Source organism: Rhodococcus sp. MPR-R1B (assembly GCF_058793255.1).
The window spans coordinates 21,337-41,968 of record NZ_JBXAFO010000024.1 but is presented as its reverse complement, the minus strand read 5'-3'; the positions used below and the strand labels follow the sequence as shown (position 1 = coordinate 41,968).

Annotated in this window: 22 protein-coding genes; 15 read left to right on the top strand and 7 right to left on the bottom strand. The window is 63.1% G+C overall.

Annotation, left to right across the window (positions count from 1 at the left end):
* Positions 1-10 precede the first annotated feature (10 nt).
* From AC1Q61_RS25835 to tuf, 8 genes are all read left to right on the top strand, one after another.
* Positions 11-796 (top strand): enoyl-CoA hydratase family protein, encoded by a 786-nt coding sequence (locus tag AC1Q61_RS25835; protein ID WP_007728400.1) that lies wholly within the window; start codon positions 11-13, stop codon positions 794-796.
* A gap of 60 nt (positions 797-856) precedes the next feature.
* Positions 857-1,468, top strand: a complete 612-nt coding sequence (locus AC1Q61_RS25830; protein ID WP_003942008.1) for a TetR/AcrR family transcriptional regulator — start codon at positions 857-859, stop codon at positions 1,466-1,468.
* An 83-nt stretch (positions 1,469-1,551) separates the two neighbouring features.
* A complete protein-coding gene (locus tag AC1Q61_RS25825; RefSeq protein ID WP_003941874.1) occupies positions 1,552-2,100 on the top strand; it encodes a DUF3558 domain-containing protein in 549 nt (182 codons plus the stop codon).
* On the top strand, positions 2,097-2,642 hold the full coding sequence (locus AC1Q61_RS25820) for a DUF3558 domain-containing protein (RefSeq protein ID WP_042453122.1): 546 nt from the start codon (positions 2,097-2,099) through the stop codon (positions 2,640-2,642). Before AC1Q61_RS25825 ends, AC1Q61_RS25820 begins: the two co-directional genes overlap by 4 nt.
* 409 nt (positions 2,643-3,051) lie before the next feature.
* Entirely contained in the window at positions 3,052-3,426 is a 375-nt protein-coding gene (gene rpsL, locus AC1Q61_RS25815) for a 30S ribosomal protein S12 (RefSeq protein ID WP_003941908.1), read from the top strand.
* Complete coding sequence (gene rpsG, locus AC1Q61_RS25810) at positions 3,426-3,896, top strand: 30S ribosomal protein S7 (RefSeq protein ID WP_003941856.1); 471 nt, start codon at positions 3,426-3,428, stop codon at positions 3,894-3,896. The genes rpsL and rpsG overlap by 1 nt, the downstream gene beginning before the upstream one ends.
* Before the next feature lie 200 nt (positions 3,897-4,096).
* On the top strand, positions 4,097-6,199 hold the full coding sequence (gene fusA, locus AC1Q61_RS25805; RefSeq protein ID WP_007728394.1) for an elongation factor G: 2,103 nt from the start codon (positions 4,097-4,099) through the stop codon (positions 6,197-6,199).
* Positions 6,200-6,324: 125 nt separating this feature from the next.
* Complete coding sequence (gene tuf, locus AC1Q61_RS25800) at positions 6,325-7,515, top strand: elongation factor Tu (RefSeq protein ID WP_003941926.1); 1,191 nt, start codon at positions 6,325-6,327, stop codon at positions 7,513-7,515.
* Between the two features lie 137 nt (positions 7,516-7,652).
* On the opposite strand, the gene AC1Q61_RS25795 is transcribed toward tuf, so the two are convergent.
* From AC1Q61_RS25795 to AC1Q61_RS25775, 5 genes are read right to left on the bottom strand one after another with little or no spacing between them, the layout of a single operon-like run.
* Positions 7,653-8,216: a hypothetical protein gene (locus AC1Q61_RS25795; RefSeq protein WP_042921019.1), complete on the bottom strand. Its 564-nt coding sequence runs from the start codon at positions 8,214-8,216 to the stop codon at positions 7,653-7,655.
* Positions 8,213-9,187, bottom strand: a complete 975-nt coding sequence (locus tag AC1Q61_RS25790; protein ID WP_007728390.1) for an Asp23/Gls24 family envelope stress response protein — start codon at positions 9,185-9,187, stop codon at positions 8,213-8,215. The genes AC1Q61_RS25795 and AC1Q61_RS25790 overlap by 4 nt, the downstream gene beginning before the upstream one ends.
* Entirely contained in the window at positions 9,174-9,353 is a 180-nt protein-coding gene (locus AC1Q61_RS25785) for a hypothetical protein (RefSeq protein ID WP_003942043.1), read from the bottom strand. The genes AC1Q61_RS25790 and AC1Q61_RS25785 overlap by 14 nt, the downstream gene beginning before the upstream one ends.
* Position 9,354: 1 nt before the next feature.
* Positions 9,355-9,732 (bottom strand): hypothetical protein, encoded by a 378-nt coding sequence (locus AC1Q61_RS25780; RefSeq protein WP_042453130.1) that lies wholly within the window; start codon positions 9,730-9,732, stop codon positions 9,355-9,357.
* Positions 9,729-10,196, bottom strand: a complete 468-nt coding sequence (locus AC1Q61_RS25775; RefSeq protein ID WP_003941912.1) for an Asp23/Gls24 family envelope stress response protein — start codon at positions 10,194-10,196, stop codon at positions 9,729-9,731. Before AC1Q61_RS25775 ends, AC1Q61_RS25780 begins: the two co-directional genes overlap by 4 nt.
* Before the next feature lie 196 nt (positions 10,197-10,392).
* Here AC1Q61_RS25775 and AC1Q61_RS25770 point away from each other — a divergent pair, with 196 nt between their 5' ends.
* Both AC1Q61_RS25770 and AC1Q61_RS25765 read left to right on the top strand, forming a co-directional pair.
* On the top strand, positions 10,393-11,559 hold the full coding sequence (locus tag AC1Q61_RS25770) for an NAD(P)/FAD-dependent oxidoreductase (protein WP_042921016.1): 1,167 nt from the start codon (positions 10,393-10,395) through the stop codon (positions 11,557-11,559).
* A 42-nt stretch (positions 11,560-11,601) separates the two neighbouring features.
* On the top strand, positions 11,602-12,366 hold the full coding sequence (locus tag AC1Q61_RS25765; protein WP_042921015.1) for a glutamate racemase: 765 nt from the start codon (positions 11,602-11,604) through the stop codon (positions 12,364-12,366).
* A gap of 95 nt (positions 12,367-12,461) precedes the next feature.
* Here the strand turns inward: AC1Q61_RS25765 and AC1Q61_RS25760 are convergent, their stop codons facing one another.
* On the bottom strand, positions 12,462-12,830 hold the full coding sequence (locus AC1Q61_RS25760) for an SPW repeat domain-containing protein (protein WP_003941901.1): 369 nt from the start codon (positions 12,828-12,830) through the stop codon (positions 12,462-12,464).
* A 361-nt stretch (positions 12,831-13,191) separates the two neighbouring features.
* Between AC1Q61_RS25760 and AC1Q61_RS25755 the strand changes: the two genes are divergently transcribed.
* Both AC1Q61_RS25755 and AC1Q61_RS25750 read left to right on the top strand, forming a co-directional pair.
* A complete protein-coding gene (locus AC1Q61_RS25755; protein WP_042921012.1) occupies positions 13,192-13,929 on the top strand; it encodes a DNA alkylation repair protein in 738 nt (245 codons plus the stop codon).
* 38 nt (positions 13,930-13,967) lie between these two features.
* The gene (locus AC1Q61_RS25750; RefSeq protein WP_042921009.1) at positions 13,968-15,272 is read left to right on the top strand and encodes a glycosyltransferase 87 family protein; all 1,305 of its coding nucleotides are present in this window, start codon (positions 13,968-13,970) and stop codon (positions 15,270-15,272) included.
* On the opposite strand, the gene AC1Q61_RS25745 is transcribed toward AC1Q61_RS25750, so the two are convergent.
* Positions 15,244-16,299 (bottom strand): ferredoxin--NADP reductase, encoded by a 1,056-nt coding sequence (locus AC1Q61_RS25745; protein WP_003941851.1) that lies wholly within the window; start codon positions 16,297-16,299, stop codon positions 15,244-15,246. The genes AC1Q61_RS25750 and AC1Q61_RS25745 overlap by 29 nt on opposite strands.
* A 361-nt stretch (positions 16,300-16,660) precedes the next feature.
* Here AC1Q61_RS25745 and mdo point away from each other — a divergent pair, with 361 nt between their 5' ends.
* From mdo to madC, 3 genes are all read left to right on the top strand, one after another.
* Complete coding sequence (mdo, locus tag AC1Q61_RS25740; protein WP_003942095.1) at positions 16,661-17,935, top strand: NDMA-dependent methanol dehydrogenase; 1,275 nt, start codon at positions 16,661-16,663, stop codon at positions 17,933-17,935.
* Between the two features lie 86 nt (positions 17,936-18,021).
* Positions 18,022-19,104: a MadB family AAA-type ATPase gene (locus AC1Q61_RS25735; protein ID WP_042921005.1), complete on the top strand. Its 1,083-nt coding sequence runs from the start codon at positions 18,022-18,024 to the stop codon at positions 19,102-19,104.
* Complete coding sequence (gene madC, locus AC1Q61_RS25730) at positions 19,101-20,624, top strand: MadC family VWA domain-containing protein (RefSeq protein ID WP_042921003.1); 1,524 nt, start codon at positions 19,101-19,103, stop codon at positions 20,622-20,624. Before AC1Q61_RS25735 ends, madC begins: the two co-directional genes overlap by 4 nt.
* The last annotated feature ends 8 nt before the right edge of the window (positions 20,625-20,632 follow it).

The following is a 20,632-nucleotide window of genomic DNA, read 5'->3' as shown; positions in this document are numbered from 1 at the left end:
GAGGCGACTCATGACGGATCAGGACAAGCCATACGTACGGTACGAAGTATCGGGCGGTGCTGCCACGATCACTCTCGACTCACCCCACAACCGCAACGCGATTTCGACGCGGTTGGTCACGGAGTTGCAGGCTGGGTTGACGTCGGCTGCCGCCGATCCGGCAGTTCGAGCGGTGGTACTCACCCACACCGGTGGAACATTCTGTGCGGGAGCCGATCTCAGTGAGGCCTCCGGTTCGTCCGCATCACCGGAGGACGCCGTCAAGGAGCGAGGACGGGGGATGCTGACACTCTTGCGCAGCATTCTCGAGCTTCCCAAGCCGGTGATCGGGCGGATCGACGGTCACGTCCGGGCCGGAGGCATGGGTCTTGTCGGGGCGTGCGACATCGTCGTCGCCGGACCGGCGAGCACCTTCGCGGTGACGGAATCACGGTTGGGTTTGGCGGCGTCCATCATCTCGCTCACGGTCCTACCGAGGCTCGACCAGCGATCTGCGAGCCGCTATCTGCTCACCGGCGAGAAGTTCGGCCAGCACGAGGCCGAATCCATCGGACTCGTCACCTCCGCGTCGCAGGACACGGAGGAGTCGATCACCGAACTGCTCGGCACCTTGCGCCAATGTTCACCGCAGGGACTTGCCGAATCGAAGTGGATCACGACGCGTTCGGTCCTGGCTGGATTCGACCGGGACGGCGAGGAGATGATCGCGCAGTCGGCTCGGCTGTTTTCCTCTGACGAGGCTCGTGAGGGCATGATGTCTTTCTTGCAGAAGCGTCCAGCGGCCTGGGCGCAGTAGAAACTGCGCAGCTGGGACACAGAAGCGCTGGAACACAGAAGTAGAAGGGATGGCGGCGCGATGACTCGAGAGCCCAAGCAGGACCGAAGTCGAGTCACGCGCTCCCACCTGCTCGAAGTGACTGTGGAGTGTCTCGCCGAACTCGGGTGGAGCGCAACGACGATGAGCGTCGTCGCGCAGCGTGCCGGGGTGTCCAGAGGCGCCATGCAGCATCACTTCCCGACCCGCGAGGACCTCATCACCGCGGCGCTCGAGGTGATGTTCGACGCCCGGATGGATCAGGCACGAAAGGAATCGACCGACCTTCCGGTGGGTGCCGGACGAACCGAGGCGATCATTTCGCGGTTGGTGGAGTACTACACCGGGACTCTGTTCAAAGCAGCGCTGCAGGTGTGGACGGCCGCTGCCTCCGACCCCGACCTGCGTGCCCGCGTACTGCCCCTCGAGGAACGATTCGGGCGCATCGCGCACCGCATGGCCGTCGAGAGTCTGGGTGTCGACGACTCCGACCCGGTGACGCACCGCTTGGTACAGGCGACCCTGGACCTGGCCCGCGGGCTGGGGCTGGCTGATGTCTTGACAGACGACTCGCGCCGACGCACCGAGGTGGTCAAACAGTGGGCGGCGCAATTGGATTCCACGCTTGTTCGGGTACCGGTGGCAACTCCCTGAATCGGTAGCGGCGGGGCCGGCGCCGGTGCTCTCGACGCGCACGTGGCGTGTGTCGGGGGCCACCGAGAAGTACAGTCGGCTCCATGGCCGCACGCACTCTCACTTCGATCGGGACTTCGGTATTGGTCTCGGCTGCCGTGCTCTCGGCCGTGGTCGGCTGCAGCTCCGGCGACGGGTCCGTCGATCAGCCGGGCGACGGTGCGGGTTCGCAGGCACTCGCACCTACGGATCCGGGCCCGATGTTCGCCGAATGCGGCTCGGTGACCGACGAGGAAGTTGTCAACGCCTTCAATCTCGGCGCTTTTGCGACGACGACGCGCAACGGCGTCGGTTGCCAGTGGGAAGTCGCCGGTTCGAACGGCCCGAGCGTCAGTTTCTCCTGGTACCGCGGTAGCCCGATCGGCCGCGAACGGGCCGGGTCCGACCTGCTCGGACGTCCTGCCGACGACATCACGATCGGTGGACACCAGGGCTTCATCGCGTCCACGGCAGGTTCGTTGTGCGAGTTGGGTATCGCGTTCGGCGGAGACTTCGTGCACTGGTCGATCACCTACGGTTTGCTGCCACCGACCGCGGATCCATGCACGGTGGCGCGGGATCTGATGGAAAAAACAGTTTCGAGGGCACAGTGAAGTTCGAGGGCGCCGTGAAGCGCGTAAGGATCGGGCTCGCCTTGGCGGGGTCGCTGGTTCTACTCACGGGGTGCGGCTCCGTGGTCACCGGGACTCCTCGTGCGGAGGGCAGCTACGGCGGTAGTGACAGCCAGGAATTCGCGAACGTCCTCCAAGAATGCGAAGCCGTCACCGACGAGCAGATCGCCGGCGCAGTGGGTGCCGACGCCGTCGGGCGTGGGTTCTTCGGCGCTATCTGCCGTTGGGACGGCATCGGAGCCGCGGGTCCGATCAAGATCACCTTCAACTGGTTCGAGACGGGCACCCTCGATCACGAGCGCGCTGCATTCGAGCACCTGGGATACGTGGTGGCGAAAATCGACATCAACGGCAGTGGCGGGTACCAGGTTCGCCAGCCGGCCGATCCGCAGAGCTGCGGGGTGAGCGCGAGCGCACCGGCCGGGGGAGTGTTCGGTTGGTGGGTCACCGAGCCGCAAGGCGGCGCGGATCCGTGCGAGGCTGCGGCAAAGCTCGGCGCGTTGACGTTGAACCGCAGCATCTGATCGCGACCGGTCCGGCTGCGTGGTCTGAGTGTGCAGCCAGAGTCTCTGGTCAGAGCGTGAGGTCACTATCACCGTGGCCTCGCTTTGACCTCGTGGCGCGCCGACAGGTATCGTTATGGGTCGTGTCCGGCATGCCCGGGCCGATCTGTGTGCCTAGCTAGGTATTGCCGTGCGCGCGTTCGAGCAGAAACTGCTGATGAACGAGCATCCGGCTGCCTGTGTGGGGGTATGCGACACGCCCGACCTCGGGGGCAGTGCGCGGCATGAAAGTGCTGAGTACAGACTCTGAGGTGGGTGAGGAGCAGCAGCTCTCTTGCTCCAACTGCTAGATCCCTAATTTCAGAACAGCCACGTTTTCGAACGGCCCGAGTTCGCTCGAGCAGTCTGTTCGTCACAAGAAAGCCGGTAAATGCCAACCATCAACCAGCTGGTCCGCAAGGGTCGCCGCGACAAGACCGCCAAGGTCAAGACGGCAGCCCTCAAGGGCAGCCCGCAGCGTCGTGGCGTGTGCACTCGCGTGTACACCACCACCCCCAAGAAGCCGAACTCCGCGCTCCGTAAGGTCGCACGTGTTCGCCTCACGACTTCGGTCGAGGTCACCGCGTACATCCCCGGTGAAGGTCACAACCTTCAGGAGCACTCCATGGTGCTCGTCCGTGGCGGTCGTGTGAAGGACCTCCCGGGTGTCCGTTACAAGATCATCCGCGGCTCCCTCGACACCCAGGGTGTCAAGGGTCGCAAGCAGGCACGCAGCCGCTACGGCGCCAAGAAGGAGAAGAGCTAATGCCACGTAAGGGCCCCGCTCCGAAGCGCCCGCTCATCAACGACCCGGTTTACGGTTCCCCGTTGGTGACGCAGCTCGTCAACAAGATCCTGCTGGACGGCAAGAAGTCCACCGCAGAGCGAATCGTGTACCAGGCTCTCGAGCAGGCACGCGAGAAGACCGGCACCGATCCGGTCGTCACCCTCAAGCGCGCCCTGGACAACGTCAAGCCTGCACTCGAGGTTCGTAGCCGCCGCGTCGGTGGCGCTACCTACCAGGTGCCGGTCGAGGTTCGCCCCGGTCGTTCCACCACGCTGGCACTGCGCTGGCTGGTCACCTTCTCGCGTGCACGTCGTGAGAAGACCATGGTCGAGCGTCTCGCCAACGAGCTCCTCGATGCCAGCAATGGCCTCGGTGCAGCTGTGAAGCGTCGCGAAGACACTCACAAGATGGCCGAAGCCAACAAGGCATTCGCCCACTACCGCTGGTGATGTAAAGCGTCGGAGCAACTGCCATCGGGTGGGGCTCCGACGCTTGTCGCCGTTGGCGGCCTGATCATCGCGACGGATTCCGGACGCAGGTGGCCAGGTTCGCCTCGGCAGAGACATAATTGAAAGACCATGGCCCTGACGGTGGAACACACCGATAAGGCCGACACCCGAAAACCAAGCAACGAGCGGGGAAGAAACCTGTGGCACAGGAAGTGCTGACTGACCTGAACAAGGTCCGCAACATCGGCATCATGGCGCACATCGATGCCGGCAAGACCACCACCACCGAGCGCATCCTGTTCTACACCGGTGTCAATTACAAGATCGGTGAGACGCACGACGGTGCGTCGACGACGGACTGGATGGAGCAGGAGAAGGAACGCGGCATCACGATCACGTCTGCCGCCGTGACTTGCTTCTGGAACAACAACCAGATCAACATCATCGACACCCCCGGCCACGTCGACTTCACGGTCGAGGTGGAGCGGTCGCTGCGCGTGCTCGACGGCGCAGTTGCTGTCTTCGACGGTAAAGAGGGTGTCGAGCCGCAGTCCGAGCAGGTTTGGCGTCAGGCTGCCAAGTACGACGTTCCGCGCATCTGCTTCGTCAACAAGATGGACAAGATGGGCGCGGACTTCTACTTCACAGTCCAGACCATCATCGACCGCTTGGGCGCGAAGCCGCTCGTTCTCCAGCTGCCCATCGGCGCTGAGGACGACTTCGACGGCGTCGTCGACCTGGTCGAGATGAAGGCCATCACCTGGCGCGGCGTGGTCCCGACGGGAACCGCTCCGACCATCGAGGAGATCCCCGCGGATCTCGTCGAGAAGGCTGCCGAGTACCGCGAGAAGCTGCTCGAGACGGTTGCAGAGTCCGACGAAGCTCTCATGGAGAAGTACTTCGGCGGCGAAGAGCTCACCATCGAGGAGATCAAGGGCGCCATCCGCAAGATGACGGTCGCCTCCGAGCTGTACCCGGTTCTCTGTGGCTCCGCGTTCAAGAACAAGGGCGTTCAGCCCATGCTCGACGCTGTCATCGACTACCTTCCGAACCCGCTGGACATCGGCGAGGTCATCGGCCACAAGCTCGGTGACGAAGAAGTAGAGATCACTCGCAAGCCGAGCAAGGACGAGCCGTTCTCGGCTCTCGCCTTCAAGATCGCTGCTCACCCGTTCTTCGGCAAGCTGACCTTCGTCCGCGTGTACTCGGGTCGTATCGATCCGGGTGCTCAGGTGCTCAACGCAACCAAGGGCAAGAAGGAGCGCATCGGAAAGCTCTTCCAGATGCACGCCAACAAGGAGAACCCGGTAGACGAGGCCGTAGCCGGCCACATCTACGCAATGATCGGCCTCAAGGACACCACCACCGGTGACACCTTGTGCGATCAGGCGAGCCCCATCGTCCTCGAGTCGATGTCGTTCCCCGCGCCGGTCATCCAGGTCTCCATCGAGCCCAAGACCAAGTCCGACCAGGAAAAGCTGGGCGTCGCGATCCAGAAGCTCGCCGAAGAGGACCCGACCTTCTCGGTCGAACTCGACGAAGAGACCGGTCAGACCGTCATCGGCGGTATGGGCGAGCTCCACCTCGACATCCTCGTCGACCGCATGCGTCGCGAGTTCAAGGTCGAGGCGAACGTCGGTAAGCCGCAGGTTGCGTACCGCGAGACCATCACCAAGAAGGTCGAGAAGCACGACTACACCCACAAGAAGCAGACGGGTGGCTCGGGCCAGTTCGCAAAGGTCATCATCGCTCTGGAGCCTTTCGTGGGCGAAGACGGTGCTACCTACGAGTTCGAGAACAAGGTCTCCGGCGGACGTATCCCGCGCGAGTACATCCCCTCCGTGGATGCCGGTGCGCAGGACGCGATGCAGTACGGTGTTCTCGCCGGCTACCCGCTCGTGAACCTGAAGCTGTCGCTGCTCGATGGTGCTTACCACGACGTCGACTCCTCGGAAATGGCGTTCAAGGTTGCCGGTTCGCAGGCACTGAAGGAAGCCGCCCGCAAGGCCGGCCCCGTCATTCTCGAGCCGCTCATGGCTGTCGAGGTCACAACGCCCGAGGAGTACATGGGCGACGTGATCGGCGACCTCAACTCCCGCCGTGGCCAGATCCAGGCCATGGAGGAACGCAGTGGTGCCCGTGTCGTGAAGGCGCTGGTTCCGCTCTCGGAGATGTTCGGTTACATCGGTGACCTGCGGTCGAAGACCCAGGGCCGAGCGAACTTCTCCATGGTGTTCGATTCCTACGCAGAGGTTCCCGCGAACGTCTCGAAGGAAATCATCGCCAAGGCGACGGGCGAGTAAGCACAGCGAGCTCCCCAGCCCGCGCCGGCAAGTAACCTCGGTTTCTTCCGGCACGAAGCACGACCTAGTAACAACCAACCGCACTGCTGCATACGGCAAGCAACAACAGTCCAGGAGGACACAAAGTGGCGAAGGCGAAGTTCGAGCGGACGAAGCCGCACGTGAACATCGGCACCATTGGTCACGTCGACCACGGCAAGACCACGACGACGGCGGCCATCACCAAGGTTCTCGCGGATGCATTCCCCGACCTGAACGAGGCTTCGGCCTTCGATCAGATCGACAAGGCTCCCGAGGAAAAGGCTCGTGGCATCACGATCAACATCTCGCATGTTGAGTACCAGACGGAAAAGCGCCACTACGCGCACGTCGATGCACCGGGTCACGCCGACTACATCAAGAACATGATCACCGGCGCAGCTCAGATGGACGGCGCTATCCTCGTCGTCGCAGCTACCGACGGCCCGATGCCCCAGACGCGCGAGCATGTCCTGCTCGCTCGCCAGGTTGGCGTTCCTTACATCCTCGTCGCCCTGAACAAGGCCGACATGGTTGACGACGACGAGATCCTCGAGCTCGTCGAGATGGAGGTCCGCGAACTGCTGGCCGCTCAGGAATTCGACGAGGAAGCCCCCGTCATTCCGATCTCGGCACTCAAGGCACTCGAGGGTGACCCGAAGTGGACGCAGTCCATTCTCGACCTGATGGCTGCTGTCGACGAGTCCATCCCGGACCCGATTCGTGAGACCGAGAAGCCCTTCCTCATGCCCGTCGAGGACGTCTTCACGATCACCGGCCGTGGCACCGTTGTCACCGGTCGTATCGAGCGTGGCGTTGTCAACGTCAACGAAGAGGTCGAGATCGTCGGCATCAAGGAAACCTCGACCAAGACCACGGTCACGGGTATCGAGATGTTCCGCAAGCTGCTCGACTCGGGCCAGGCCGGCGACAACGTCGGACTGCTCGTTCGTGGCATCAAGCGCGAAGATGTCGAGCGTGGACAGGTTGTCGTCAAGCCGGGCACCACGACTCCCCACACGGAGTTCGAGGGCCAGGCATACATCCTGTCGAAGGACGAGGGCGGCCGCCACACCCCGTTCTTCAACAACTACCGCCCGCAGTTCTACTTCCGTACCACGGACGTTACGGGCGTCGTGACGCTGCCTGAGGGCACCGAGATGGTCATGCCCGGTGACAACACCGAGATGTCCGTCAAGCTGATCCAGCCTGTCGCCATGGACGAGGGCCTGCGCTTCGCAATTCGCGAAGGCGGCCGTACGGTCGGCGCCGGCAAGGTTGCCAAGATCATCAAGTGAGACTCTTGTCTCGCTAGCTGATTCACAGCACTGAAAAAGGCGCTCATTCCCTTCGGGGAGTGAGCGCCTTTTCTGTGTCTTCCATCGGTTGGCCTGTGATCGAGTGTTCGGTGATCGGGTGCCTGCGTGGTTCTTGCTTACTTGTTGGCTTCCACCCGGTCGAGGTGCAGCAGAACCTGTACTGCGACGGTTGAGCCGTCGAGGCTGCGCCTGGTTGCGCCGGCGATACGTTCGGCCGAAGCGGTGAATCCGGCGACGTCGATCGACGGATCTGCAGTGACGACAATCGACAGCGTCGGCAATCCGCGATCGACCGTCGCTTTGCTCTTGGTGCTCCGCACGCCGGTCAGCTGAGCGAGCTCGGCCGCTACGCCGTCTGCGACGGGTCCGAGATCCACGCTGACGTCGGTACCGGATTCGTTGTGCCGCAATGTGACTGCGCTTGTACGGCGCCGGCGAAGGTTCAGGTACAACAGCCCGAAACCGGCGAAGACACAGAGGACGAAGGTGCCCGACAGTACCCAGTGCCACCACGGCTCCTCCGGAAGGCCGAAGAGGACCTCCCGATCGAGGCGTGACACCCAGGTTCGAATCAGCGACGCGCCCGCGTCCCACGCGATGGCGTATGCGCCCGCCGCGAGGAGTGCGATTCCGACGATGAGGACGATGATCCGATCGACCACGGAGATCCAACGGTTCACGAGGCGTCCTTTCGTCGTACTACAGTTTCTCGCACGACAACCGAAAGTTGCAGTGGCCGCTGCAGTATCGCGAGATGAGGCCGAACCGCCGCGTCGACGGCTGCGGCAAGTTCAGCTCGATCGCCACCGGTCGATTCGATGTGGACCTTGACGTGTTTACGGTCGACGCTGGTGTGAGCCGAGCCGACGCCGGGAACGACCGCTGCGTGGCTACTGCACAGACGTGCAATGTCAGTCGGCCGCATCCACACCGTCGATGCGCTCGGGTTCCCGAGTGGGACATGGGTTTTCGCACGGCGTTTGATCGCCGACATTATCAGGACAACACCCGCGACAACGGCAGCGATTGCCACCGGAAGTAGCCACGGTTGCCAGTGCAGACGAGACGTCCACTCCACGGAGTTTCGGATCCAGGGTGCCGATTCGAAAGTTCCACGGTTGATGAACCATTCGCGCGAGACGACGAAGGCGAGTGCGAGTAGACCACACGCGATGACGACGGCCGAAACTGCGGCCGCCGGGTTCGCAGAGGGGACACGCGGCGGAATCGGATCCGAGAGTGCCTGCTGTGCCGGGCCCTCCGCGATCTCGACGCCGGAAACACAGGAGTCGTCAGAACCCTCGGTTGCCGCGATCATCACGTTCATGTCGTGGAGTGGAAGCCCGGTCAGCGATTCGACGCTGCGTCCGACTTCCGTTCGCACCCGGCCGGTCAACTCGGTGACCGAACACGGCCAGGACACGGCGAGGAAGAGATTGATGGCGACGGCGTCGCTACCCATCGAGATGTCGGCTCGCGGAAGGTCGCGTCCTGTCAGGCGAGTCAAGCCACCGGACTGGCGGACCACCCCCGGGACGTTCACCGCTGCGGCCGTGGCGATCTTGGCCATCGCACGGTCCTTGATGACCAAGGAGCCGCGTAGACCAGGATCGTCCGCTGCGCTGGGATCGGACGGCTCAGCCACGGCCACGGCTTCGGAGGATCGCGCCGAGGTCGAGATGTCCGTCGCGGTGTGCTCCGATCGCCATACCGGCGGCGCCGAGCAGGACTGCGAAGACGAAACCGCTGAACCCACCCATGATTCCGGCGAGTGCGAGGAGCAGACCGACCAGCAGTCCGACGGTGGTGCTGTTCATGTCAGTTCCCTTCTCGAATGTTCGGTGCAATGTCTGTGACGGTGGCAGGCTCGGTGACTGCATTTTCGGCATCAACGGGTAGATATCCCGCTGTCGACAGGTCGCCGACGGTCACGTTCACCGGTACGTCGACCAATCTCGCCACCACCGCTCGTACGCGTTCGGCGACGCTGCGAACGTCTGCCGGATAGTGAACGGAAATGTGTACAGCACAGGAGTTTTCGTCGACGACGACGCCGGTGATGCGGCGTCCGGGGAGGTAGGTTCCCACTTCGCCGAACTGTCCTCCGTGCAGATCTGCCACTTCCGGGATGGCAAGAACCGCGTCGGCGACTACCTCGGCCGCGTCGATCTCGCGGCCGGCGTCGGCGGTACTCACTGAACCCTCGGCTTGGCTTCCGGATCGGTACTGCCGCCGCTCTCTGCATCCTCGAAGAGCATGACGTCGAAGACGGTGATGTTGACCTCGGTGACCTCGAGACCCGTCATGCTTTCCACTGCGGCAATGACGTTGCGGCGGATACCTACCGCCAGTTCGTGGAGTGCGACGCCGTACTCGGCGACAATGCCGATGTCGATGGCGGCTTGTTTCTCGCCTACCTCCACCGCCACGCCCTGGGCATGGTTGACGCGGGCGCCCGGTATGCGGTCGCGAAGTGCCCCCACCGCACGCGCTGTGCCCCCGCCGACGTCGTACACGCCGTTGATCTCGCGGGTCGCGATACCGGCGATCTTGGCGACCACGGCGTCGGCGATGATCGTCTTACCCTGGGTGCTGACTAGTTCCGCGCCACCGTCGGCGCCGAATCGGACGCTGTTCTTTTCACTGGAATCGCTGGTCATGGGGGCTCCCTGCTCATGTGTCAGTGCGTGCGTCTGAAGTACCTCCAACTGTAGTGACTGGTAGGTGACCATGCGGGATGCACCACACCTACTCCGGCATTTGGTATGGCAGAGTCGGAGGCAAATAGTGACGGCGTTCATAGTGAGCGCTGCAAGTGACGTGGGTCGGACAGGGTGGTACGTGGTGGCACGGATAGTGATCGTGGGTGCGGGTTTGTCGGGACTGCGGACCGTCGAGGAACTGCGACGAGCGGGTTTCGAAGGTGAATTGACGCTCGCGGGTGGGGAAACGCATCTGCCCTACGACAGGCCTCCGTTGTCGAAGGAAGTGATCCGCGGCGACAAGGACGAGACGACCTTGCGTCCGGCCGAGTTCTACGTCGAGAACAAGGTCGATCTCAAGCTCGGTTCGCCGGCAACCTCGGTGGACACGGTCGCCAAGTCGGTGGCGTTCGCCGACGGATCCACCCTGGACTACGACGAGTTGGTCATCGCGACCGGACTGACTCCGCGTCGCATCGCCGGCCTTCCGGAGTTGTCCGGAGTGCACGTTCTGCGCTCCATCGAGGAAGCGTTGGCCCTCCGCGCCGACCTTGCTCCCGGTAAGCGTGCGCTGATCGTCGGGGCCGGCTTCATCGGCTGCGAACTGGCCGCGAGCATGAAGTCTCACGGCGTCGACGTCGTGTTGCTCGAACCCCAGCCGACGCCGCTGGCGTCGGTGCTCGGCCCCACCGTCGGCGCCCTCGTCGAACGTCTGCATCGGAACGAGGGCATCGACGTCCGAGTCGGTACGGGCTTGACCTCGTTGTCCGGCGACGGAGCGGTTGCCGCTGCGACCTTGAGTGACGGTTCGGAAATCCCGGTCGACGTGGTCGCGATCGGAGTCGGTTCGGTGCCGGTCACGGAATGGCTCGACGGTTCGGGGATCGAACTCGACAACGGAGTGCTCTGCGACGGCGTCGGCCGCACCAGCACCGAACACGTCTGGGCGGTCGGCGACGTCGCGTCCTGGCAGATCGGAGATCGACGCAAGCGTGTCGAACACTGGACCAATGCTGGGGACCAGGCCAAGATCCTGGCGGGAGCGATCACCGGAACGGGTGATCCGGATGCGCCGGCGCAGGTTCCGTACTTCTGGAGCGATCAGTACGACGTCAAGATCCAGGCATTGGGGACCGTCGCACCCACGGACACCGTTCACATCGTGAAGGACGACGGCCGAAAGTTCGTCGCCTACTACGAGCGCGACGGTGTGCTGGCAGCTGTCGTCGGCGGCGGTAGCGCGGGAGCTGTGATGAAGATGCGCGCGAAGATCGCAGCCGGCACGCCCATCTCGGACGTGTTGGAGTCCACACCGGCCTGAACGGATGAGGCAGGACCGGTTCCGAGACGATAGATTTGTGCGGTGATCGTTGCACTCATCGACTCGGGACTGGGCCTGCTCCCTACCTCTGCGTGGCTCAGACGCCTGCGCCCGGATCTCGATCTTGTGCTGTCCCTCGATCCGGACGGCGCCCCCTGGGGGCCCAAGCCCGAGGAGTGGGTCGTCGACCGGGTACTCGGTGCGGTGCGCCGGAGCCTCGATCGTGGGGCTCAGGTCATCGTTCTTCCATGCAATACCGCGAGCGTCACCGCTCTCCCACACGTCCGTGAACTGGTCGGACCGGGTGTGCCGGTCATCGGAACGGTGCCCGCGATCAAGCCCGCGGCCGCCGCGTGCGATTCAGTGGCGATCTGGGCTACCGCCGCGACGACTGCCAGCCGGTACCAAGCCGATCTGATCGAACAGTTCGGCAACGGCGCCAAAGTCGTCGGGGTGCCGTGCCACGGCCTGGCCGATTCGATAGACCTCGGTGATCGTGCAGCCGCACTTGCAGCCATCGAATCCGCAGTGGCCCGGACGCCGGACGACGTCAACGGCGTTGTCCTCGGCTGCACGCACTACCCACTGCTCGCGGACGAAATCGCAGCGCGGCTACCCGCCGGCGTCACACTCTTCGACAGTGCCGAAGCCGTTGCACGACAGACCCTGCGGCGGATCGACGGGCTCGGTGACGCGGGTGAAGGATCGGGAACCGTCGAGGTTTTCGTGAGTGGTCGTCCGGGCGCGCTACCGCCCAGCGCCGAAGCCTTCGACGCCGGGCGGTTGTTGGGCGCGATCAAAGCCTGATCCAACCTGTATTCAGCCATTCATCAACGGGCAGCTACTCCGCTCTGTCAATGGGCGGCTACGCCGCTCCGTCAATGTGCGGCTACGCCGCTCCGTCAATGTGCGGCTACGCCGCCGTGACCCCCGTGATGCATCCGCGCACTCATCACCGGCATCGCACTCACCGCGACCACAACGGTCAGGACCCCGACCACCCAGGCCGTCCACGACGCACCGCGTAGAGCGTCGAAGCTCATGACCCAGGGTGAAATGAACATCAAGACGCCGAAAACGCCCATCGCGTAATCCGCCATGGCCATGTCCGGACGTGCCATGTGCGCCAGACCCGACAGTGCAACCAGGACACCCAGGACGACGAGTGACCACATTGCCCGATCGGTGGTGTCGAGCCACATCGGCGAGAGAGCCGCAAAGACGCCGAGAACCACCGCGACGGCATCTTGCATTCGATTCCACGACTTCATGACGAGACCTCCAAAGACGAGAGTGTGTCCACCTGTAGTACACGCCCGCGGCAGATCGAGATCAACTCTCCGCCAATTGCATTCGCGTTGCAGTTAGAGGCGATGTGGCGGCTCGAATATCAAGATTTGTGACTATTCGTCCGGATTGCCACGAGCCCGCGCGGAGCGCTGGCCGCGATATGTCCCGAGAGTGCCATGAGGGTGAGAGTGGTGAATGCGATAGCGGCGGTGATCATGGGTGGTCCTTTCACTGACTGTCCTCGAGTGTCGTCTGCCGACCTGTGGCCGAGCAGGGCACACGGTGTGAGGACGCTGAGAGAATCGAAGAGTCCGCACAGACGACCCGTGAGAAGGTTCTGGGGTGACGCAATCGAGTGCCCAGGACGTGATCGAACAGTTGGCCGACCTCGCGGATCCCGCGGATGCCGTCCAGCTACAGAAGTTCTTCAAGACAGCGCCGGGGGAGTACGGAGAGGGTGACGTCTTCATCGGCGTGCGAGTACCGAAGACGCGTTCGGTGGTGAAGAAGCATGTCGGTCTCGAGTTGCCTCAGGTACGCCTCCTTCTCGACAGCGACGTCCACGAGCATCGCTTGGCCGGTCTGTTGATCCTTGTTGCTCGATTCGAAAAGGTCAGTCGCCCAAAATTTTTCGACGACGAGAGTCGCTCCCGCATCGCCGACTTCTATCTCAGCGCTGTCGAGGACGGGCGGGTGAACAATTGGGATCTCGTGGATTCGTCCGCCGGACAGATCCTCGGCGGCTGGCTGTACGACCGAGATCGCCGGCTGATCTTCGAGCTTTCCGATTCGGGTGACCTGTGGCGACGACGGGTGGCGCTGCTGACGACGTACGGATTCATCACTCGCGGCGACGGGTCGACCACGCTCGAGCTTGCCGCGCGGGTGCTGGGTGATCGACGAGACCTGACCCAGAAAGCGATGGGCTGGATGCTCCGCGAGGTGGGCAAGCGGGTGGACCGGGATTTGTTGACCGGTTTCCTCGCGACGAATGCAGCAGACATGGGACGCACGGCACTGAGCTACGCGTGCGAACACCTGACCGCAGACGAGCGAGCGCACTTCCGGGCGGCCCGCTAGCGAAGTACCGCTCGGTAGGTTGTGGGACGATTCTCGGTATGCCCGCCACCCGTGTCGAGGCGTCTCGAATTGTGACGATCGGTTCACTGATCGCTGCCGGCGTCGCAGCTCTGTGTTATCTCGTGTACTCCGTTCGAGCCGTCGAACCCGTTGATTTTCTCGTCTACCGCTACGCTGCCCAGGCGTTCGCAGCGGGATCGAACATCTACGAGGGCAATCTGTCCGGCCCGTTGATCGTCGACGAGGGTATGCCGTTCACCTACACCCCGTTCGCGGTGATCTTCCTCTGGCCGACTGTCCTCTTCGACTGGTGGACTGCCTATCTGCTGTGGTCGGGATTGTGCATCGCGGCGTTGGTGTGGACGGTTGCGAGGTTCACTCCCGCTCGCGTCCCCAAGCGGCCGCTCGTCATGGCGGCATTGGTCCTGGCCGTGTCGGTGACTCCCATCGTCAGTGCGCACATCTCATTCGGCCAGGTGAACTTGGTGCTGATGGCGCTCGTACTGCTCGATGTGACTCGCCGAGAGGATTCGAGATTCGGCCGGTGGTTTCCGCGAGGACTGCTGATCGGCGTCGCGGCCGCGATCAAGCTGACTCCGGCTCTCTTCATCGTCTACTTCGTCGTCACGAAGCAGTGGCGACTCGCGATCTGGAGTTCGATCGGATTTGCCGCGGCGACCGCCGTCGCAGCAGTGGTGGACCCGGCCGTCAGCTGGACCTTCTGGTCGGACGTAGTCTGGAACCTCAGCGACCGGGTGGATTTGAGCGGGCAGGCGATCGCGAGTGCCGGCAACAGTTCGCTGCAGGGCGGACTTGCCGCGCTGGGCCCATGGACAGCGTCTCTGGCGATGCCGTCGACCGTGCTGTGCGCGGGGGTAGCGCTATGGATCGCCCGAGATGTCTATCGCGTCGGGCGAGCGGTCGATGCGGCGTTGGTGATCGGATTGAGCGCGCCGATTCTTTCGCCGATCAGCTGGATTCACCACTGGGTGTATCTCGTGCCTGCTGCCGTCACGGTTCTCTTTCGGCTTCGATCGCCGCTGCAGTTCGGTGCGGCCGCTCTGGGGTTGGCCATCGTCTACTGCGGGCCGAGTATGGGACAGCAGTTCATCGAGACGTCACCGCTCCTGCTGCCGTTCGGGTTGGTCCTTCGTGAGGGTTTCCTGATCGTGACCCTCGTACTGATTCTTGCCCTGTGGCGGTTGCCCACAACGGCGCCTGCGTGGGTTTCGCGGCGGGACTCGGGAGACTCCGAACATGACGAAGCCCCCGATTCCGCAGGGAATCAGGGGCCGTCATGCATCGAAGCAGGGTTCAGAACTCGATCTTCAGGTGATCGGTGATCGGCTTCGCCTGGCAACCGAGGATGTAGCCGTTCGCCACGTCCTCGGCGTCGAGGATTTCGGAGTTGTCCATCTGAACTTCGCCTTCGGTGACGGTGCAGGCACACGACCCGCACTCGCCTTCCTGGCAGGAGTACGGCACGTCGAGGCCCTTGGCGAGCATGATGTCGACGAGCGTCTGCTTGCGCGGCCAGACGAGGGTGTGGGTTTCACCGTCCAGTTCGACCTCGACGGTTGCGGCGTCGGCTGCTTCTTCGTCGGAGACCTCGGCTACCTCGACGTCACGGAACGGGTCACCCGCGAGTGAATTGAAGACCTCGGCGTGAACCTGCGTGCGGGGCATGCCGGCCTCTGCCAGTGCCTTGTGGACGGCGTCCATGAAGGGGCCTGGACCGCACATGAAGGCCTCGTACGCGACAAATGGCTTGGCCAGTGTCGCCAACTGTGAGACGGCGGGGAGTCCCTGCACGGTTTCGATCCAGTGGACAACGGTGAGGCGGCCGGGGTGTTGCGCTGCCAATTCGCGAAGTTCGGCGCCGAAGATGACGGACTTCTCGTCGCGGTTCGCGTAGATCAGCACGACGTTGCCGCTGCCCTGCGTGAGGGCGGACTTGAGGATCGAGATCACCGGAGTGATTCCGCTGCCTGCACCGAAGAGCAGGAAGTCGTGATCGAGCGACTTGGGCGTGAAGACACCTGACGGCGGCAGCACTTCGATGGTGTCGCCGACCTGGAGCTTGTCGCACAACCAGTTGGAGCCGTAGCCGTCGACGGTTCGCTTGACGGTCACCTTGGGGGCGTCGTCGGTGAAGGGTGAACTGGCCAGCGAGTAGCAGCGTGCGACCGAGCCGGTCTGATCACTCGGGATGCGCAGGGTCAGGAATTGACCTGGCTTGTAGTCGAACTTGTCCTTCAGTTCTGCGGGAATCTCGAACACCAGCGACCGGGCGTCGGAAGTCTCTTCGATGACTCCGGACACGGTGAGTACCGCCGATCGCGAGCTGTGCGGTACCTCGACTGTCGTCATCGCGAAGCTAGTCCTCTCGTGAAGCTGGGTAAAGCGCAGGTCAGTGAAGTGCAACATCTAGAACGTGTTCTAGTTCAATGTTAGCAGTGATGAAAAGCTACTGGGGATCGTAGTCGCCGAGCAACACGTTCCCGATCAGCGGGAACCACGGCGGTCTGATCCAGCCGTCCTGGCAGTCCGGGGTGGCGTCGACCTGCCCGAACGGGCGGTTCGTGAGTGGCGTCCGGGCGGTTGAGCTGCCGAAGTCTGTGCACGGGCTGTTTGTCGGTACACAGTGGGAACCAGGTGAGACGCCGGTCACAAAGATTCGGCTCGAATCCCTCCCGCAGTCACATTCGTGCACATCCCTGAGGAGATACCGATGGCTATCGAGCTCAACCAGATCTGGGACTTTCCCATCAAGGAGTTCCACCCCTTCCCTCGCGCCCTGATGGGTGTGGGCGCTCACGACATCATCGGGGTGGAGGCCAAGAACCTCGGCTTCAAGCGCACCCTTCTGATGACGACCGGTCTGCGCGGTTCGGGCATCATCGAGGAACTCGTCGGCAAGATCGAGTACCAGGGTGTCGAGGTCGTGCTCTACGACAAGGTCGAGTCGAATCCCAAGGACTACAACGTCATGGAGGCCGCGGCTCTCTACCAGAAGGAGAAGTGCGACTCGATCATCTCGATCGGCGGTGGTTCGAGCCACGACGCCGCCAAGGGCGCTCGCGTCGTGATCGCACACGACGGTCGCAACATCAACGAGTTCGAGGGCTTCGCCAAGTCCACCAACAAGGAGAACCCGCCCCATATCGCCGTATCCACCACGGCCGGAACGGGTTCCGAGACGTCGTGGGCGTACGTCATCACCGACACGTCGGACATGAACAACCCGCACAAGTGGGTGGGCTTCGACGAGGCGACCATCGTCACCCTGGCGATCGACGATCCGCTGCTCTACTACACCTGCCCTCAGCATTTCACCGCGTACTGCGGCTTCGACGTACTCGCGCACGGCAGTGAGCCTTTCGTGTCTCGTCTCGATTTCGCGCCTTCGCTCGGTAACGCGATCTACTCGGTCGAGTTGGTCGCGAAGAACCTGCGCGAGGCCGTCTTCGAGCCTCGCAACCTCAAGGCCCGCGAGGGAATGATGAACGCGCAGTACATTGCCGGGCAGGCCTTCAACTCCGGTGGCCTCGGCATCGTTCACTCGATCTCGCACGCGGTCAGTGCCTTCTTCGACAGCCACCACGGTCTGAACAACGCCATCGCGTTGCCGCGTGTGTGGGAGTACAACCTGCCTTCGCGCTACGAGCGCTACGCCCAGTTGGCCGGCGCACTCGGTGTCGACACTCGCAACCTCACCACGGTTCAGGCCGCAGATGCTGCCGTCGAGGCTGCCATCCGTCTGGCCAAGGACGTCGGTATCCCCGACAACTTCGGTCAGGTTCGCACCGACTCGTACGCGAAGAACCAGATGAACACCAAGAAGTACGAGGGCCGTGGTGATGTCATCAAGGGTGACGAGAAGACTGTGCGCGCCATCTCCGAGCACATTCAGGACGACTGGTGCACCCCGGGCAATCCCCGTGAGGTCACCGTGGAGTCGATGATCCCGGTTGTCGATCACGCGATCAACAAGTCGTACTTCTAGCAGGGCCTTCGGCCCCGTGGGCCTTTTTGGTAGCCCGCACTACCAAAAAGGCGCACAGGGGCTTGCCCCCCCATGAAAGGTGTTCCATGTCCGGTCGCAGTTTCTCCAGCGGAATCGAAGTGAAAGATGCTCTGCGAGAGCAGGACTACATTGCCGATGACGAGTTCGCGGTAGTCGTTCATCTGGCGACGGCGCTGGGGCGCCCGCTCCTGCTCGAAGGTCCGGCCGGTGTCGGCAAGACGGAACTGGCGAAGTCTCTGGCTGCGATCGGGGGCCGCAAACTGGTGCGATTGCAGTGCTACGAAGGGCTGGACGACAATCGCGCCCTGTACGAATGGGACTACGCGAAGCAACTCCTGCACGTGCAGATGCTCCGCGACCGGATCAGCGATCAGGTTTCCGAATTCGACAGCGTCGCCGAAGCGTCCAAGTTTCTGGCCGATCAGGATTTCGGTTTGTACTCCGAGAACTTCCTGTCCGTACGGCCGCTGCTCGAAGCAATCCTCTCACCCGATCCGGTAGTGCTTCTGGTCGACGAGGTAGATCGCACCGAGGAATCGATGGAAGCACTGCTCCTCGAGATTCTCGCCGAACAGCAGATCACCATTCCCGAGGTCGGTACGTTCGTTGCCCGCTCGCAGCCCTGGGTCATCCTGACGTCCAACGACACCCGCGAGCTCTCACCCGCGCTCAAGCGTCGTTGTCTGCATTACCATCTCGGCTATCCGACGTCGGAGCGTGAACGCGAGATCGTCACGGCCCGAGCGCCGGAGGTGGATTCGGCTACGGCCACCGAGGTTGTCGAATTGGCTCGCATCCTGCGTGACCTCCCGCTGCGCAAGAGTCCGTCCATCTCGGAGGTCATCGACGCGGCCAGAGCGGCAACAGTGCTCGCGGCCGGCGGATTCGACACCGCTTCCGACGCCAAGGTGCGCGACATCCTGCTCACGGCGTTGCTCAAGTACTCGTCCGATGTGACGCTGGCCAAGGAACGATTCGACGGAAAGCGTCTCGAATCACCGTCGCGTGACGGTGGCGAGCCGATCGAGCGGGCCACGGTGGCAAGCAAACCCGCCAACACGACGACGGCCGTGTTCCGGGGCACGGGTGGACGTGACCCTCATCAACAGGGAATCCGCGGCGGCAGCGGAATCCGTTCGACGCGATGACGACGCTCGGTGGCCTTGCCGTGTGGCAACCGTCGTTTGTTCTCGACGTGGTGTCCGCGAGTTTCGGCCGATTGCTGAGGGCGGCCGGAGTTTCCGCGTCACCGGCCGAGGTCATCGAGGTTCGGCGTGTTCTCGCGATGGTCGGCGCTTCGGATCGTGAGACGTTGCGAGCATGTCTTCGGGCAGTGTGCGCCAAGTACTCTCACGAGCAGGCCGGTTTCGATCGGGCGTTCGACGCGCTGTTCCGGCCGGCCGCAGGCAAAGCGCACGGCGAGCGGATGGGTTCGCGCGCCGAGGTGGCGGACGGTCTGCCTACCGCGCTGGGGATCGACGAGGATCAGGAAGTTGGTCGGTACGCCGAGTACAACGAGCGTGCGGCCGAGGTCGGCGACTACTTCGACACTCCGGAAGCGGAGAAGGGCTTCAACCCGCACAAGGACGACGACGATGTGTCGATGACGTCGAGCGATGCCGAACTGTCGGTCGATACCGGTTCGGAGACCGGTCGACGCGGAGTCAGTTACACGGTCGACGTGGACCGTGCAGCATCGGCAGTGGTCGGCGACTTGAGCACCAGTGTTGCTGCAGCAGTGGTCGGCTCGTTGTCCTGGGACGATCCGACGTCGATCCTCGCCTGGTTGGATGCCTACGACCCGAGCAAAGCGTATGCAGATGTCTCCGACGACGGGCCGTTGACGCAAGCACAATTGAACCGGCTCGTCGAGGCGGTCGAAGCGTTCGTGCAAGCACTCTCGGCAGCTGCACTCGCCGAAACCGCTCCCGATGCGCCCGACAGTGAATCTGCCGCGGGCGCAACGCACAACGACATCGAACTCGCGTGCCACGAAGTGCTTCGGCGGATGAGAGGACCGTCCAGACCTCGGCCCCGTGAGCGCTCTCGTGGGCATCTCGACATGCGACGCACGGTGCGTTCGAGTCTGCGCACCGACGGAATTCCCTTCCATCTGGTCGTGAAAGCTCCTCGCCCCGATCGTGTTCGACTACTTCTCATCGCCGACGTGTCGCTGTCCGTGCGCCCCATCACCGCGTTCACTCTGCGCTTGGCTCAGGCAATGCATCGCCGAGCAGATCGTTGTGAAGTCCTCGCCTTCGTCGATCGTCCGGTCGACGTGACCGACACCCTTCTCGCCAGTAGTGGTGACGGCGCACTGGCCGCGGTACTCGCGCACCCGGGTCTGGATCTGGAAGCCAGCAGCGATTACGGGCGGGTGCTCACAGAATTGTTGGACGAGCACGGAAACACCTTGAACTCACGGACGTCTGTCATCATCGTGGGCGACGGTCGGTGCAACGGGTTGCCCCCGCAGGCGGACAAGCTCGAGGAACTCCGCCGAAAGGTCCACCGTCTGGCATGGATCACGCCTGAACCACAGCGTTACTGGAACCAGGCATCGTGCGCGATGCCGGAGTATTCGGAGATCTGCGACGAGGTTGTTGTTGCCCGAGATGCCGCGCAACTGATGGCAAAGGCCGCCGAGCTGGGGCACGCACTTCGCTGATGTCAGTG